General features: G+C 53.9%; 16 protein-coding genes. 8 read left to right on the top strand and 8 right to left on the bottom strand.

The features are described from left to right. Window positions 1–218: 218 nt before the first annotated feature. Window positions 219–1,430 carry a CaiB/BaiF CoA transferase family protein gene (locus ACFOSD_RS15590; RefSeq protein ID WP_380698206.1) on the top strand — a complete coding sequence of 404 codons (1,212 nt, stop codon included), beginning with the start codon at window positions 219–221 and terminating at the stop codon, window positions 1,428–1,430. A gap of 8 nt (window positions 1,431–1,438) precedes the next feature. Here ACFOSD_RS15590 and ACFOSD_RS15585 read toward each other — a convergent pair whose 3' ends face one another. Then, a complete protein-coding gene (locus ACFOSD_RS15585; protein ID WP_380698204.1) occupies window positions 1,439–3,310 on the bottom strand; it encodes a choice-of-anchor I family protein in 1,872 nt (623 codons plus the stop codon). A 234-nt stretch (window positions 3,311–3,544) separates the two neighbouring features. On the opposite strand from ACFOSD_RS15585, the gene ACFOSD_RS15580 reads away from it, so the two are divergent. Next, window positions 3,545–4,162, top strand: a complete 618-nt coding sequence (locus ACFOSD_RS15580; protein WP_380698202.1) for an START domain-containing protein — start codon at window positions 3,545–3,547, stop codon at window positions 4,160–4,162. A gap of 26 nt (window positions 4,163–4,188) precedes the next feature. Further along, entirely contained in the window at window positions 4,189–4,617 is a 429-nt protein-coding gene (locus ACFOSD_RS15575) for a DUF6326 family protein (protein WP_380698200.1), read from the top strand. A gap of 114 nt (window positions 4,618–4,731) precedes the next feature. Here ACFOSD_RS15575 and pgeF read toward each other — a convergent pair whose 3' ends face one another. After that, on the bottom strand, window positions 4,732–5,475 hold the full coding sequence (gene pgeF / locus ACFOSD_RS15570) for a peptidoglycan editing factor PgeF (protein ID WP_380698198.1): 744 nt from the start codon (window positions 5,473–5,475) through the stop codon (window positions 4,732–4,734). Continuing rightward, the gene (rluD, locus tag ACFOSD_RS15565; protein ID WP_380698196.1) at window positions 5,462–6,424 is read right to left on the bottom strand and encodes a 23S rRNA pseudouridine(1911/1915/1917) synthase RluD; all 963 of its coding nucleotides are present in this window, start codon (window positions 6,422–6,424) and stop codon (window positions 5,462–5,464) included. Before rluD ends, pgeF begins: the two co-directional genes overlap by 14 nt. A 68-nt stretch (window positions 6,425–6,492) precedes the next feature. On the opposite strand from rluD, the gene bamD reads away from it, so the two are divergent. Beyond that, entirely contained in the window at window positions 6,493–7,308 is an 816-nt protein-coding gene (bamD, locus tag ACFOSD_RS15560) for an outer membrane protein assembly factor BamD (protein ID WP_380698194.1), read from the top strand. Window positions 7,309–7,325: 17 nt separating this feature from the next. Here the strand turns inward: bamD and ACFOSD_RS15555 are convergent, their stop codons facing one another. Beyond that, a complete protein-coding gene (locus ACFOSD_RS15555) occupies window positions 7,326–7,766 on the bottom strand; it encodes a SoxR reducing system RseC family protein (protein WP_380698192.1) in 441 nt (146 codons plus the stop codon). Window positions 7,767–7,889: 123 nt separating this feature from the next. Between ACFOSD_RS15555 and nadB the strand changes: the two genes are divergently transcribed. Beyond that, entirely contained in the window at window positions 7,890–9,497 is a 1,608-nt protein-coding gene (nadB, locus tag ACFOSD_RS15550; protein WP_380698190.1) for an L-aspartate oxidase, read from the top strand. On the opposite strand, the gene ACFOSD_RS15545 is transcribed toward nadB, so the two are convergent. Together ACFOSD_RS15545 and ACFOSD_RS15540 are read right to left on the bottom strand one after the other, a co-directional pair. Beyond that, window positions 9,484–9,912: a protein YgfX gene (locus ACFOSD_RS15545; RefSeq protein ID WP_380698250.1), complete on the bottom strand. Its 429-nt coding sequence runs from the start codon at window positions 9,910–9,912 to the stop codon at window positions 9,484–9,486. The genes nadB and ACFOSD_RS15545 overlap by 14 nt on opposite strands. Window positions 9,913–9,942: 30 nt before the next feature. Next, entirely contained in the window at window positions 9,943–10,209 is a 267-nt protein-coding gene (locus tag ACFOSD_RS15540; protein WP_380698188.1) for an FAD assembly factor SdhE, read from the bottom strand. 85 nt (window positions 10,210–10,294) lie between these two features. Here ACFOSD_RS15540 and ygfZ point away from each other — a divergent pair, with 85 nt between their 5' ends. Together ygfZ and ACFOSD_RS15530 are read left to right on the top strand one after the other, a co-directional pair. Further along, window positions 10,295–11,179: a CAF17-like 4Fe-4S cluster assembly/insertion protein YgfZ gene (gene ygfZ / locus ACFOSD_RS15535; protein WP_380698187.1), complete on the top strand. Its 885-nt coding sequence runs from the start codon at window positions 10,295–10,297 to the stop codon at window positions 11,177–11,179. 12 nt (window positions 11,180–11,191) lie between these two features. Beyond that, on the top strand, window positions 11,192–12,022 hold the full coding sequence (locus ACFOSD_RS15530) for an HDOD domain-containing protein (protein ID WP_380698185.1): 831 nt from the start codon (window positions 11,192–11,194) through the stop codon (window positions 12,020–12,022). Here ACFOSD_RS15530 and ACFOSD_RS15525 read toward each other — a convergent pair. Both ACFOSD_RS15525 and ACFOSD_RS15520 read right to left on the bottom strand, forming a co-directional pair. Further along, on the bottom strand, window positions 12,005–12,292 hold the full coding sequence (locus tag ACFOSD_RS15525; protein ID WP_380698248.1) for a YkgJ family cysteine cluster protein: 288 nt from the start codon (window positions 12,290–12,292) through the stop codon (window positions 12,005–12,007). The genes ACFOSD_RS15530 and ACFOSD_RS15525 overlap by 18 nt on opposite strands. Window positions 12,293–12,313: 21 nt before the next feature. Beyond that, the gene (locus ACFOSD_RS15520; RefSeq protein ID WP_380698183.1) at window positions 12,314–12,859 is read right to left on the bottom strand and encodes a DUF2058 domain-containing protein; all 546 of its coding nucleotides are present in this window, start codon (window positions 12,857–12,859) and stop codon (window positions 12,314–12,316) included. Window positions 12,860–13,072: 213 nt separating this feature from the next. Here ACFOSD_RS15520 and ACFOSD_RS15515 point away from each other — a divergent pair, with 213 nt between their 5' ends. After that, window positions 13,073–15,094, top strand: a complete 2,022-nt coding sequence (locus ACFOSD_RS15515; protein ID WP_380698181.1) for a putative bifunctional diguanylate cyclase/phosphodiesterase — start codon at window positions 13,073–13,075, stop codon at window positions 15,092–15,094. Window positions 15,095–15,098: the final 4 nt, after the last annotated feature.

Genomic DNA, 15,098 nt, shown 5'->3' with positions numbered 1-15,098 from the left:
ACTCTAACGCGATGCCATTGGTCTTAATGTCATTTTCGACCAATTTCGTCCACAACGGCGGGCTACCGGGCAAGAGTCACCTATGTATGTGGGTGACAGACCGTGCAAGCGCATGGATGCGCTTGTCGAGCCTACACGGACGTATTCACGGCGTGTCTGGAACCTACATACATAGGTGACTCCTGCCCTTAAAGAATGAATGACTGGAGATTCTCGAAATGACGACAAAACCGCTCGCTGGAATTAGAGTGCTGGATCTATCGCGTATATTGGCTGGGCCTTGGGCCAGTCAGTTGCTCGCCGATATGGGTGCCGAGGTGATCAAGGTAGAGCAGCCCGGTAAGGGCGACGACACTCGCCGCTGGGGTCCACCTTGGGTGGGAGATTCCGGTGAAGCCGCGTATTTTTTGTCGGCCAACCGCGGTAAACAGTCCGTCACCATCGATATGGCGCAGCCTGCCGGACAACGCCTGATTCGTGAACTGGTGCTGAAAAGCGATGTGTTGATCGAGAATTTTAAAGTCGGTGGCTTGAAAAAATATGGCCTCGACTACGACAGCTTGAAAAGCGTCAACCCACGGCTGGTGTATTGTTCGATTACCGGCTTCGGCCAGGACGGCCCCTATGCCCAGCGTGCCGGTTACGACTTCATGATTCAAGGCATGGGCGGCCTAATGAGCCTTACCGGCCAACCGGACGACATGCCCGGCGGCGGCCCCGTTAAAGTCGGTGTCGCGCTGACAGATATTTTTACCGGCATGTACGCCAGTAATGCCATTACTGCTGCACTCTGGCAACGGCAAACCACCGGGACTGGCACCCACATTGACCTAGGGTTGCTGGATGTGCAGGTTGGCGTACTCGCCAATCAAGCATTGAACTACCTCACCTCAGGACAGGTTCCTCAACGCTTGGGCAATGCACATCCGAACATTGTACCCTACCAAGCCTTCGCCACCCGAGACGGCCACCTTATCCTCGCCGTGGGCAACGACACCCAATACCAGCGCTTCTGCACCGCAGCAGGAGCGCCGGAACTTGCCACGGATGAACGCTTCTCCACCAACGCCTTGCGGGTAGCCAATCGTCACATTCTAATTCCACTACTGGAGCCTCTACTTACCCAATTCAGCACGGACGAATGGCTGGTCAAGCTCGAAGTCGAAGGTGTGCCATGTGGCCCGATCAATACGTTGGACCGGGTGTTCGCCGACCCTCACGTACAATATCGTGACATGGCGATTAACCGCCAACATGCTTCCGCTGGTGAGGTAAAACTGGTCAGCAACCCGATTCGCTTCGACGGCGTAGCGATGAACGCCGACAGCGCACCGCCAGTGTTGGGGCAACACACGGAGGACGTGCTGCGTGAGGTATTGGCGCTAGACGACAACGCCATCGTCCGATTACGGGACGATGGCGTGATTTGACATAAATCTTATTGCGTCAGGTTAACGCGATACACCGACACCGTACCGCTGACTTCATGTCCGGTGAGTAGCAGCGTTTCCCCGGTTGGTGACTGATTGACTGGAATCACTTTGATGTCTTCAATACCCAAGTCGCCTACGGTAGCCAAATTCGCTTCCGGATCTTCCGCCCACAGGTTACGGGTATTGAGATAATCGACAATCGCTGGGGCTTGCGGGTTCGTTATATCAAACACCATAACACCGCCCATACGCTCAAGACCCAAGAAGGCATACATGCGGTCGTTCAGTTCCGCCACAGCCACAGCTTCTGGCTCCGGGCCTTTGTTGTCTGAACGACTTTCAAAAGCATCCCCTTCGTCGTGGTTGCTGTTGAAGAATTCCGCACAGGGTTGATTGCGCGCTTCGCCCAAACGACATTCGTCACTGGCCAGATACTGCTCGATCATGTCACCAGAATCCCACACCAATTCACCGTCGGCTGACCAGATGGCCACGGAACGCGTACCGTAGGCAAACAGTTGGTCATACATCAAACGATCGCCAAACGGATCTTGCTCGCCGTCGGCGTTGAACAGAACAGGAAAGCCACGTTCATCGGTACGATAGCCTTGCGTCCAGGTCACGTTTAAGCGGCCTAACTGATCATCTTCACGACATCCACCAGCATCGCCTGCGGTTGCACCACAATAACCAAATACTTCTGGGTTCAACAAGGCACCATTGGCTAACGACATCAAGTGTGGCGGCATGTCATCGCCTAAACGACGGGCAAAACCACTGTTGTGCACCAAATGCTTCACTCGGATTTCTTCCACAAATCCCTGGCTTAAATTGCCGCCATAAGCCGAATCGCTTGCCTCTTCCGGCCCCCAATAGGCGTCGTTGTCTTCGCCCCACGCTCGAGCATCACCTTCGTTTGCCGTCACAACATACTGGCGACCATTATGTTGGTAGCTGGTGATGGCATCGGGGTGGTAAGTGCCCATCACACCGGGCCATACTTGTATGTTGATGCCATTGTCGTCATCACTGACGTCCAAGCCGTTACCCGCTTGACCATGATCTTTAAAGCCTAGTGGCAACACATCCGTGACCACGCCACGCGCAATATCCACTTTCGCCAGCGCGTTATTTTCTTGCAGCGCGACCCATGCCGTGCGGCTGTCGGTGCTGACCGTGATGTATTCCGGTTCCAAGTCCTGCGCGACGGTGGCACGTGGCCCGAAAATACGCACACCCGCGGCACGCAATTCATCGCGACGCGCATTAAAAGCCACAAAACCTGCAGTACGCACAGTCATATTTTGCGGGTTGCTGATGTCCACAATGCTGATCGAGCCTTCAGGGTCTACCTGATAATCATCGCTCGGCTCACCTTCATTTGCGGTCAACACGTATTGACCATCCGGCGTAAAGGTTACCATGTCAGGCTGCGCGCCTACCCGCACATATCCCTGCAAGGTCAAGGTGGCGGCATCAAATAAAGCCATATATCCTGCGGCCGTTTTCGGTGACGACTCTACCGCGACGGCAACCCAGCCATCTTGCGCCGCAACGCTGTTTACCACGGCATTGGGTGCAACTTGACTGACCGTTAACGTATCAATCAAGGTCGGGTTTGCCGGGTTAGACAGATCAAGAACCGTGAGATTGCCCGCTTGGGCATTGACCACAAAGGCACGTTGGGTTGCGGCATCATAGGCGGTAATTTCAGCCGCACTTTCACCAAAAACGCCGGTACTGTAGCGCCCAACGAACGATAGCGACAAGGCATCATCGGACGATGATGGCGTTAATGCCGCACAACCCGACAATACCGCCGAGGCAACACCAACCGCCAAGACATTGCGTGACCAATTCATACGATTCTTATTCATGTAGCACCTATAGGGAGTGATTGAAAACCACCCAGTACCCTAGGCACCTTTGATGAACGTGCTATGACACATTCACGACAGTAAGGTGACAACGCTGACGTTCAGACTGTGCATATTTGTTTTGCCTCAATCGAAAACACCCCTGCAAAACAGTACTTTGGTATCTAAGCCCGATACGCCGATCCTTATACGATGCTGTCTACACATGTTAAGTATTTTCATAAGGTATCCATTATGCAAAAAACGATAGTCAGCCTCATCAGCCTAGCCCTTATCCTCAGCCAACCTGTTTTTGCGGTACCACCCAGTGACAGCAGTTGGGAACTGGAAAAAGAAAAAGACGATATCACGGTGTATCTACGCCAAACCGAGCTGTCGCCCATCAAGGAGTTTTATGGATATACCACGCTTTCTACCACCACGGAGGAACTGCTGTCATTGTATATGGACGCGGAAGCATGCAGCCAATGGGTTCCTACCTGCGCGCTGTCCTTCCTGGTTGACCAACCATCCGCCAACGAATTCACGCTGTATCAGCAGTTAAAAACACCCTGGCCCTTGAAGAATCGGGACTATTTGTTCACCAACCACGTGACAACCTATCCGGACACTGGAGAGGTTGTCATCGTCTTCTCCGATATCCCAGACTCCAGCCAATACGACGGTTGCTGTACCCGTGCGGTGCGATATCAAGGTCAATGGCGTTTTATACCCAATGGAAATGAGCAGGTTACTGTCATCTATCAGAACAGTTTCGATCCGGGCGGTTTTCCTGCTGCTGTTGTGAATTCCGCGATCGTTGATATGCCGATCGATACATTGGTCAACATGCGTCGTCTACTCGAACAATAAGCACAAAGAAACGAGGAAAAAATACTATGAACAGTCCAAACACATCACGTTCCGACCAAGATCGTCCGGTGAACCCAAGGATCGTGCTTGCTACACTGTGGACAACTTTGCTGATGCTGTATTTGTACGCCGATGTATTGTCGCTCTATGTACCCGGCCATCTGAACGAGATGATCGACGGGTACATGGGCCCCATAGTGGCCTCGCAAACCAGCCTCATGCTGGCCGCCGTATTGATGACTCTACCATCGCTTATGATTGTGTTGAGCTTGGTGCTGTCCTACACCGCTAATCGCCGCAGCCAGATTGGCCTAGGCGCGCTGTACACACTGGTAAATGTCGGTAATGTGATCGGAGAGGACTGGTTGTATTACCTGTTCTTTGGTGCGGTGGAAGTGGTACTTACCGTAAGCATAGTCGTATATGCCGTCCGTTGGCGCGTTGGCAAGCACTAGAATGCGCCGAGGACGCATCAGGCGTCCCCTTAAAAGCGGAGGGTTCGGTCAGCCTCCTAAGGGTACCGTTCGGCGCAGGAGCGTAGCCCTCTGTGCGAGGCTGTTATTCTGCGCTCAACGCCAAATCAGCGTTGCCATCCGGCCCGTCTTGCCGTCGCGGCGGTAAGAGAAGAAGCGCTCTTTATCCGTCACGGTGCAATATTCGCCCCCGCTGACCGAGTGAATACCGAGGCGGGTCAGGCGCTGTCTCGCCAAAGCATAGATGTCGGCCAGGTATTTACCATTCGAGCGCTCTACAAAGCACAATTCTGCCTTGGGGTCAGCCGCCATAAATGCGGCACGGACTTCCGCACCGACCTCAAAGGCTTGCGGGCCAATCGCCGGCCCAAGCCATGCCGTCAATTCATCCGGTCGAGCCCGAAAATGCCCGGCCAACGCTTCAATGACACCGTCACACAAACCACGCCAGCCCGCGTGTGCCGCACCCAATTCTTCCCCATCTTTTGAGGCGATCAACACGGGCAAACAATCGGCGGTCATGATGGCTAAGGGCACGCCCGGCTTGTTCGTATAAGCAGCATCGGCCTGTAAGGTGGCGTCCTCCGGCTCCAAAAACCGCATTACCTGAATACCATGCACCTGACTGAGCCATTGCGGCACAGCCGGCAATGCCAATATATCCGCCAAGCGGGCTCTATTGCGCTGTACAGCGGGCAGATCATCGCCGACATGATGAGCCAGATTAAAGCTACTGTAGGGAGCTTCACTGCTGCCACCCAGCCGCGTTGTGGTAACTGCATTCACACCGTCCGGCAAGTCATGCCAATCGGGTCGTAAAATACCTTCAATAATCGTCATTAGGAGACTCCGTAGCCATGACCGTCAGCAAGCTATGCATGTCAGCAGGCAGATCAATCTCCCACTCCATCCACTCGCCGGTTTCCGGATGAAACAAGCCCAACGCTTTGGCATGCAAAGCCTGACGTTTGAACGATTGCAGGGTAGTTTTCAGCCGGTCGGATATATCCCGAGGGAAGGAAAATTGGCCACCATACACCGGGTCCCCCACCAACGGGTAGTGAATATGATCCATGTGCACGCGAATCTGGTGCGTTCGGCCCGACTCAAGCTTCAATCGTACATGGGTGTGGTTGGCGAACTTCTGCAACACGCGATAGTGGGTAGTCGCAGGCTTGCCCATAGGCCGCACCGCCATCTTTGTGCGCTGCGTGCCGTGCCGACCTATGGGTTCATCCACGGTGCCGCCGCCGGTCATCACACCTTTGCAGATTGCCTCATATTCGCGTGATATTTCCCGATCTTGCAGGTCGCGTACCAGTGCGGTTTGGGCTTCAATGGTACGCGCCACCACCATCAAACCCGTGGTGTCTTTATCGAGCCGGTGCACAATTCCAGCGCGCGGTACGCTGGCAAGACTAGGATCGTAATGCAACAAACCATTCAACAAGGTGCCATTCGGTGTGCCTGCACCAGGGTGAACGGTAAGCCCAGCCGGTTTATTGATCACGATGATGGATTCATCTTCGTAATGAATGGGAAAATCCACTGGCTCGGCGCGCCATTCGCTGAATACTTCCAACTCGGCTTCAACGCGCAACCATTCACCACCGACGAGTTTGTCTTTGGGCTTGGCGGGCTTGTCGTCCACCAGCATTTGGCCGGATTTCAACCAGTTTTGCAGGCGAGACCGCGAGTACTCGGGAAACAGTTGGGCCGCTATCTGGTCAACGCGTTGGCCGCCCATCGTGATCGGTACTTGGGCGTCCATTTCAATCAATTCTTGCATGGGTGTTGCAGCCGTATTGTGGTTTAATGACGCCCATTGTATTTGATTTCGGGTATTCAGGGAAAAACATGTTCCAACGATTTTCGATCACGCTGGTTGTCTTGCTGTCCGTCGCCCTTGTGGGTTGCAGCAATAACCCTATTCGCATCACCACCGAAGCCGACAGTTACGAACGCGCCAAGGTGATGCTTGACGATGAACGCTACTTTCAGGCCATTGAACAATTAGAGGCGATGGAGAGTCGTTTTCCGTTCGGCGCCTATGCAACACAGGTTCAACTCGACCTTATTTATGCAACCTACAGCGACCGGCAATTCGATGTGGCGCTGCGCCGGGCAAATCGGTTCATCCGCTTACAACCGGCGCACCCGGAGGTGGACTATGTCTACTATTTGCGCGGGTTGATTAACTTTGGCATGGCGGAACGCACGGCAGGTCTATTAAGCACCCGTAATCCGGTGGACCGTGACGTCAGCGGCTACGAGCGCACATTCTCCGAGTTACGCGAATTTCTCACGCTTTATCCCGACAGTCAGCATGCCCCGGCAGCGAAGGGACTGATGCAGATATCGCGCAGCCGGTTGGCTGAACATCATCTCAACGTGGCGACGTACTACTATCAAGTAGAACGCCCGGAGTCTGCGCTGACGCGACTTGACCGTTTATTTCAAAATTTTGGTGGCGAACCGGCACAGGAAGCGGGTTTAGCCCTAGCGGCGCGCAGCTACGAAATGGCCAACGAACCCGAGAAAGCAGCAACCCTAGTTGCTCTACTTAGCGAGCACTACCCGGACTCCACGCTGGTACGTGATGGTGAATTAGTCGCCGACTTCCGCTTTCGCCGCCCATGGTATTTCTGGGCGACACTTGGCCTTGTTGGCTAGCCAACAAGACAACATTATTAAAGAACCCGCAGTATTTTCGGTTGCCACTCGGGCTGGGATTGCCAGCTCTGCGTGCGCAGCCGCACCACCAAAGCACCAGCGGCTAAGCCGACGATAGCCCCCAAAAAGGCCATGCTGTCATTTCCCCACAGGGCATCGAACACGAGCGCTCCGATCAACAAAGTAAGCAGCGGCACAAGATACAACCAAAAAGAACCGACCAGGAAGGCTCGTTCCGGAATACCAATCAATACCGCCTGCCCCGCCAGCAAGATGCGCTCTGTTGGGATGGACAAATAATTTTTCTGCGCTTGGGTATCGTTGCTGATGACTTTACCCATCAGCGATTGCCCGCAACCCGCCCGAGCCGAGCATGTCTGACAGGCGCTACTGCGGATGGTTTCTACCCACACACGACCCTCTTCAACGGCGACGACGGTTGCTTGTTCTTCCATCATATAATCGAACTGCCTTACTGTCTGTTTGATCAATGTTTTATGACCAATTAGGTTATTTTCGCCAATTACAGCCGCTTTTTCTATGGCTATACTTACCGCCCCGAACACAACATAGGATACGGCATGGCGGCCACCCTAGAATTTGATGTACTTATTATTGGGACCGGCGCGGCTGGGTTGACCTTGGCGCTCAGTTTGCCCGATCATCTGCGTATTGCGCTGGTGAGTAAAGGTAATTTAGGCGGCGGCAGCACCGAATGGGCGCAGGGTGGCGTTGCTGCCGTACTGGAAACCGGGGATTCCGTTGACGACCACATACAGGATACCGCCATCGCCGGTGCCGGGCTGTGCCATCCAGACGCAGTGCGTTTCACCGTAGAGAATAGCAACGACGCCATTCGTTGGCTGGTAGACCAAGGCGTCCCCTTCACCCCAGATGCTGCTACGGAACTCGGCTTGCACCTTACCAAAGAAGGTGGCCACCGCCGTCGGCGCATTGTGCATGCGGCAGATGCCACCGGCTATGCCATTACCGCCACCTTAACGCAACAAGTACAACGCTGCGCGCATGTTACCTTGTTGGAACATCACACCGCCGTTGACCTGATTACCACTGAAAAGCTCGGCTTGAAAGAAAACAATCGTTGTGTGGGGGCCTATCTTTACGATCAAACCGCTGATCATGTCGTAACCTGCCAAGCGGGCCATGTTGCGCTGGCCACGGGTGGAGCCAGCAAAGTATACCTGTACACCAGCAACCCCGATGGTTCTACCGGTGATGGCATCGCCATGGCGTGGCGGGCCGGATGCCGGTTGGCGAACATGGAATTTAACCAGTTTCACCCGACGTGTTTATATCACCCGCACGCCAAGTCCTTTTTGATTTCGGAAGCCCTGCGTGGCGAAGGCGGTAAACTGCGTTTACCCGATGGTTCGCGCTTTATGCACCATTTTGACGAGCGCGCCGAACTCGCGCCGCGCGATGTGGTGGCGCGCGCTATTGACCACGAGATGAAACGCCTAGGAGCCGACAGCCTGTTCCTGGACATCAGTCATCTACCTGCAGACTTTATTGCTGACCACTTCCCCACCATACAACAACGTTGTTTGGACTATGGCATCGACATCACGCGAGACCCAATTCCTGTGGTCCCTGCTGCCCATTACACCTGCGGCGGCATCATCACCGATCTGCACGGGCGCACGGACATTGAAGGCCTGTACGCGATCGGCGAATGCGCCCATACCGGCCTGCATGGCGCGAACCGTCTGGCCAGCAACTCCCTGCTTGAATGCTTGGTATTTGCCCGTGCGGCCGCAACGGATATTCAGTCCAAGCCTACGCCAAACACTATCCATGTCATTCCCAACTGGGACGAAAGCCGCGTAACCGATTCGGATGAAGATGTGGTGATTGCCCACAATTGGGACGAGTTGCGCCGCTTTATGTGGGACTATGTCGGCATCGTACGCACCAGCAAACGGTTGATTCGAGCCCAGCATCGGGTGCAATTGCTGAAAGCAGAAATTCAAGAGTTCTACAGTAATTACCGCATCAGCAACGACTTATTGGAATTGAGGAATCTGGTGGCCATTGCCGAAGCCATCATTGAAAGTGCCATGCGGCGAAAGGAAAGCCGAGGGTTACATTACACGCTAGACTACCCTGACAGCTTAACCGAGGCCAGTGATACCATTCTGACGCCTCTGACGCCGATCAGGGGTCGCTGAGCTCATCGGTCGACCCCGACCGACTAAAGCGGACACAGATCATCAGCCGACGCCATTCGTCAGCGGAACATTCGTCTCGGAAGATCCAGACATGGCCTCGTCGCTCAGGATGGGGAATACCCACCATGCCTAGCAGGTGAAACGCTGATCGAGCGGGTGCCAGGCGCCACGCATTTTGGTGCATGAACCACCAGCGTTGACGCTGAAAACGAACCTTTAGAGGATATGGCTTCGGCCAGGACGTCTGCTGCCACCACGCCCAAGCAAACACGGCACACAAAAGCGAAAAAAGTACCGGCCAAAGCACCCCGGACGACCATAGACCTTGCCGGCTTGCCGAAACCATTGCCCCACACAGCACGAAGCCAACCACCCAGCGTAAACTTGAACGCCAGCGACTTGGATAATATCGCACGGCAACGTCTACCGAACCCACGGTGGCGGCTTACACTTTACCTGCGTGGGCCAGAATCAACTCAACGATGCGTTTTGTATCGGCATCGGCAGGTGGCACACTCTGCATCAATACATTGAATAAATCTTGGTCTTCGCCTGCAATGAACTGCTCATAGCGCGCTTGATCGTCCGCGTCCAGCGTTGGGTAGACCTCCTTTATGAACGGCACCAACAATAAATCCAACTCCAACATGCCACGGCGGCTGTGCCAGAACAGACGGTTCAATTTTTCTTGGCTCACTTCAGATGTGCTCAATGGAACAATTCCTCTCGCGGTTGCGTGGTACGCGAAGTCTAAAGAAGCTGATATGATTGCACCAGCGCTTTTCCTTGGAGAATGTATGTCCCTGAGTTGGTTTCCCTTATTGCAGCGCGGTGTACTGGAGATTCAAGGGCCAGACGCCAGCAAGCTGTTGCATGGTCAATGCACCGCCGACGCCCAAAATTTATCGGTCGGTCGTTGGGTACTGGGCGGTCTGAGCACCCCGAAGGGGCGCTTGTATGCCAATTTCATCCTGGCACGCTTGGGTGATGACCGGTTTTGGCTGATCATGCCTGTGGCACAAATTGATGACACACGCCAGCGTTTGGGCAAGTACGCCGTGTTCTATAAAGTCACCCTGAATAACATCAGCACGCAATGGCATGGTGTGGGTCTGTCGGGATCGTCCGTATCGAGTGAGGCTGGCTCGGTGCAACCCGACGCACATCGAGTGACCATCTCCCTGTCCAGAACGCACCACATGGAGTGGCTGAACGCCCTGGAAGAAACATCCTACGAAGCCCGTCTGGCCGAATTGGAGACTCTTGGTGCGGCGCAACCGGAAATGGCGTGGAATTACTGGGAAGTTCAACAAGGCTGGGTGTGGGTCACCCCCGACAGCACGGAAGCCTGGATACCGCAAATGATTGCCTGGGACGTACTGGGTGGCGTTAACTACAAAAAAGGCTGCTTTACCGGCCAGGAAGTCATTGCACGCCTGCATTACAAAGGCCAGAGTAAACGGCAACTGTTTCGGCTTAGCGGCTCCGGCACAGCACCCGACGTGGGCAGTACAGTCACCACCATCGAGCAACCGGAGAGCACGGTCGGCGAGGTCGTGCGCAGTGCCGATCTGGCATCCCATTGGTGTGCGTTGGCGATCTTAACCCTTAGTGATCAGACCGCTTCACTCCGCGTGAACGGACAGGATATCGTTGGGTGCACAGCACTCGGCACCGACTGACAGGACCCCGGCATGGCAACGCTCGTAGAAACGATACGCGACGACATCCTGATGCTGGTAGCCAGCGAGCAACTGGTTCTGCCTACGCCGCCGGAATTGGCCATGCGGGTTCGGGAGGTGGCGGAAGACCCTGAGTCCAGCATCACCGACTTAACGCGCCTGATCAGTCAGGACCCGGCCATTGCTTCCCGCATTATCCGAGTGACCAACTCGCCGTTATTTCGCGTGAACTTCCCCATACAAGACCTGCAAATGGCGGTCAGCCGTTTAGGCATTCGCTATACCGCGAACTTGGCGTTTGGCCTAGCCATGAAGCACATGTTTCAAGCCACCTCCGACATGGTGGCCGAACGCATGCAACGAAATTGGTCAATGACTGCAAAGGTCGCCAGCTATGCGGCTGTGCTGGCGGAACGCACCATCATTTCACCGGACGAAGCCACGCTTGCCGCGCTATTGCATCGCATCGGCGTCCTGCCCGTACTCACATATGCTGAAGAAAACAGCCACAAGAACATCGATGGCATCACCCTCGACAAACTGTCCGGCCATCTGCATGGCCCTTTGGGTAAAATGATGCTGGAACAGTGGCAGTTTCCCGACACACTCTGCCTCGTGCCAGCGAACTATCGCAAATTGAACAATCAGAGTAATGGTGTGACGCACACCGACTTGGTCACGGCGGCCAATATGCTGTTGAACGCCAAAAGTGAAAATTATTTTGGCCGGGTTGACTGGGCGACGTCACCGGTGATGCTGCGTTTGGGTCTACCGGCTGATCGAAACGATCCTGAAATCAAAGAAATCCATCGCCGCGTGCAAACGTCAGGCAACCCGTTCTAGCGTTCCAGCGGGTGAATCAGGCGCCGTCGCTTGCTCCCATTCTGTGAGAATCAAGAGCGCGTCGGAGGCAGAGGTGCCACAGACCGACGGATCGGCAGCAAACTTCGAGCAAACCGCCGGGCGTTCCGGCGAGCCAAACAAAGCACACCGCAAGTCCGGCAATAGCTGCACGCAACGCACACCGGCCGGCTTGCCTTCAGGCATGCCAGGTATTGGTGAGGAAATGGTGGGGGCGATACAACAGGCACCGCAGGTGGGTCGGCACTGCATCATCAATTGTGGCTCCTTGGGCTACCACATCAAATCGTCGGGAATGGGGAAATCTTTGTACGGGTCGTCTTCATCCACCTGTGTGGTCTTCTCTGCCGCGCAGAAAATAATGGCTTCGGGAAACCGCTCCGCCACCTTGTCTGCCACGTTTCTTGGTACCACAACGTAGCGTTCGTCGTCCGCACAGATCACCAGTTGACCTCTCGCCAAACGATCTTGCGCCTCCGCTGACACATACATCTGCTTGATTTTTCGGGTGCGAGCATCGGTGTAGTTGAAGCGCACGTCGCCCTGCACGGTTTGTTGGCTTTGTTCCAACATCTGCCGGACTTGCGCCTTAATCGCTTTGGCACGCTCCGTTGCCACCCGCGCTTCATTCAACTGCCGGTCGCGCTCGATCTTTTCTTGCTTCTGCTGTCGCAAGCGCGCGGCCGTTTCGACATCGGCCTCGGCGTGCCCTTTCAGCACCTGTTTGGTCTGTTTACGCTTTTCCTGTTTGGCTTTGGAAACCGACTTTTTGTCCACCAAACCCGCTTTCAGCAACTGGTCCGCCAGTGACTTGGCCATTGTCTCGCCACATCCTAACTGATGAAAATTCATGACGGGCTATGGTAGTGCAAATCCACGAAGAAGCAATCGCAAAGGTCAATCAAATATCCTCACTTGCCCGGTAAAACTCTTCTGAACAGTATTTTAATGCATTCCTAATTTAGTGACCTATACTTACCGGATCATCAACTTTTTACTCTGAGCAGGAGTGTCAATTACAAAGGTGTAGGAATGAGTTCAGAAACGGATTTAAACAAATTATACGGTGCGTTGGTTGAGGCCGCGGTCGACGGCATTATATCGATCAATCATCACGGTATCGTGCAATCCTTCAATCACGCTGCTGAACTCTTGTTTGGTTATTCCCGTCATGAAGTCATTGGCAAAAATATTACCTTATTGATGCCCGCACAGCAGGTTGCGGAGCATGACCAATACATTCAAAACTACCTTAACGAGGGCAAGGCCCGCATCATCGGTATTGGACGGGATGTGGTGGGTGTGCGCAAGGACGGCACCAGCTTCCCGATGCACTTATCCGTCGGCGAGGCTGAAACCGAACAGGGCCATATGTTCATTGGGGTGTGCCATGACCTCACGGCGCATCGCAAGCTGCTTTTGCAATTGGCCCGAGCCGAAAAACGGTTCAAAGACATCGTGCAAAATCAAAAAGAAATGATTTGTCGGTTAGATGTGGAGTCACGTCTCTCGTTTCTGAATAACAGTGCCATTCGCCATCTCAAACAAGATGAATCGATTTTAATTGGCTCATTATTTGCGGAGCTGGTGACCGAAGACCAACGAGCCTATGTGGCACACTGTTTGTCGAATTTGCGCGCCAAAGGCGACCCTAATAACGAATTGGTACTGGTGGTGGACATGCAGTTGCCGAACGAAATTGCCAGTATCGAATGGCATTTCAAAGTGATGCCCAACACCGAAGAGTTTGGCGAAGAAATCCAAGGGTTTGGCATGGATGTCACCGAGCGAGAAGCTGCGCTAAAACGCGCCCAATATTTGCAAGACCATGACCAGTTAACCGGCTTGTTCAATCGTCATGCCATGCAGTCTGCCTTCACGACGTGGCAACGCGACCGGACACTGTTTTCTGTTCTCTACATAGACTGCAATCACTTCGGTCTAATTAACCAAAAATACGGCCACGAAACAGGTGATCAATTATTGATCGCCATAGGGCAACGACTGCATCGTCATTTGCCGGGAGACTGCTTGCTGGCCCGCCTCAGCGGAGACGACTTTGTGGTGGTTGTCCCTGCACAAAGCATGACCGACACGGCTTCACTTGCCAGTGGTCTGATTCGTGAACTTGAACAGCCTTTCGAGCTGAAAAGCATTACGTTGGATATCCGCGTGCGGGTGGGCATTGCGCATGCCCCGGACGACAGCGAAGAGTTAGAAGAACTCATTCGCATGGCGGAGTCCGCCATCATGACCCGTAACAACAGCGATTTACCCGTGCGCTTCTATAACCCTAATCAACAAGCGAAAATGACCCGTTTTCTTGATATAGAGGAGCGACTGCGTCTAGCGCTGCAAGAAGACAAGATCGACATCCATTTGCAACCCAAGGTAGCGCTACGGAACGACCAAGTGGTGGGTTATGAAGCCTTGGCCCGCTGGCAAGAAGGTGAGTTCGCCATATCACCCGCCGAGTTTATTCCCGTCGCGGAAGCTTGTGGTCTAGGCCGCGACTTTGACCGTTACGTCATCAAAAAAGTGTTCGCAGCCTTGGCACGCAGTAAAACACCGCTGCCACCCGTTGCCATTAACATCACGGCCCAACATTTTGGCCACCCTAATCTGTTTGAATTTATTCACGAAGCCTTACAAGAATTCGAGTTGCCAGCGTCGGCCATTGTTCTGGAGATCACCGAGGGCGTATTGGTGGATCGAGTTCCCACCACACTGGAGAACATCACCAATCTGCGTGCTTCGGGCATAAAAATTCACATCGATGACTTTGGCACCGGCTATTCTTCTTTAGGTTATCTGATGGATCTGCCGATTGATGTGATCAAGATCGACAAGATCTTCGTCGACCGTCTTGAAGAAGAACGTGGTCGGCACTTGGTAGAGGGCATCATCGCCATGGCCAAGGCGATGGACTTCGAGGTGATTGCCGAGGGCATTGAAACCGCCATACAGAAAGATCTATTAAAAGCCATGGGATGTTGTGTCGGGCAAGGGTACTTCCATGGTAAACCACAGCCAATGTTTTCAGTGATTATGTAGTTCT

This window comes from Salinispirillum marinum (assembly GCF_042650105.1).
GTDB lineage: Bacteria > Pseudomonadota > Gammaproteobacteria > Pseudomonadales > Natronospirillaceae > Salinispirillum > Salinispirillum marinum.
Note: the sequence above shows the minus strand (reverse complement) of the source record. Positions and strands in the feature narration are given on the sequence as shown.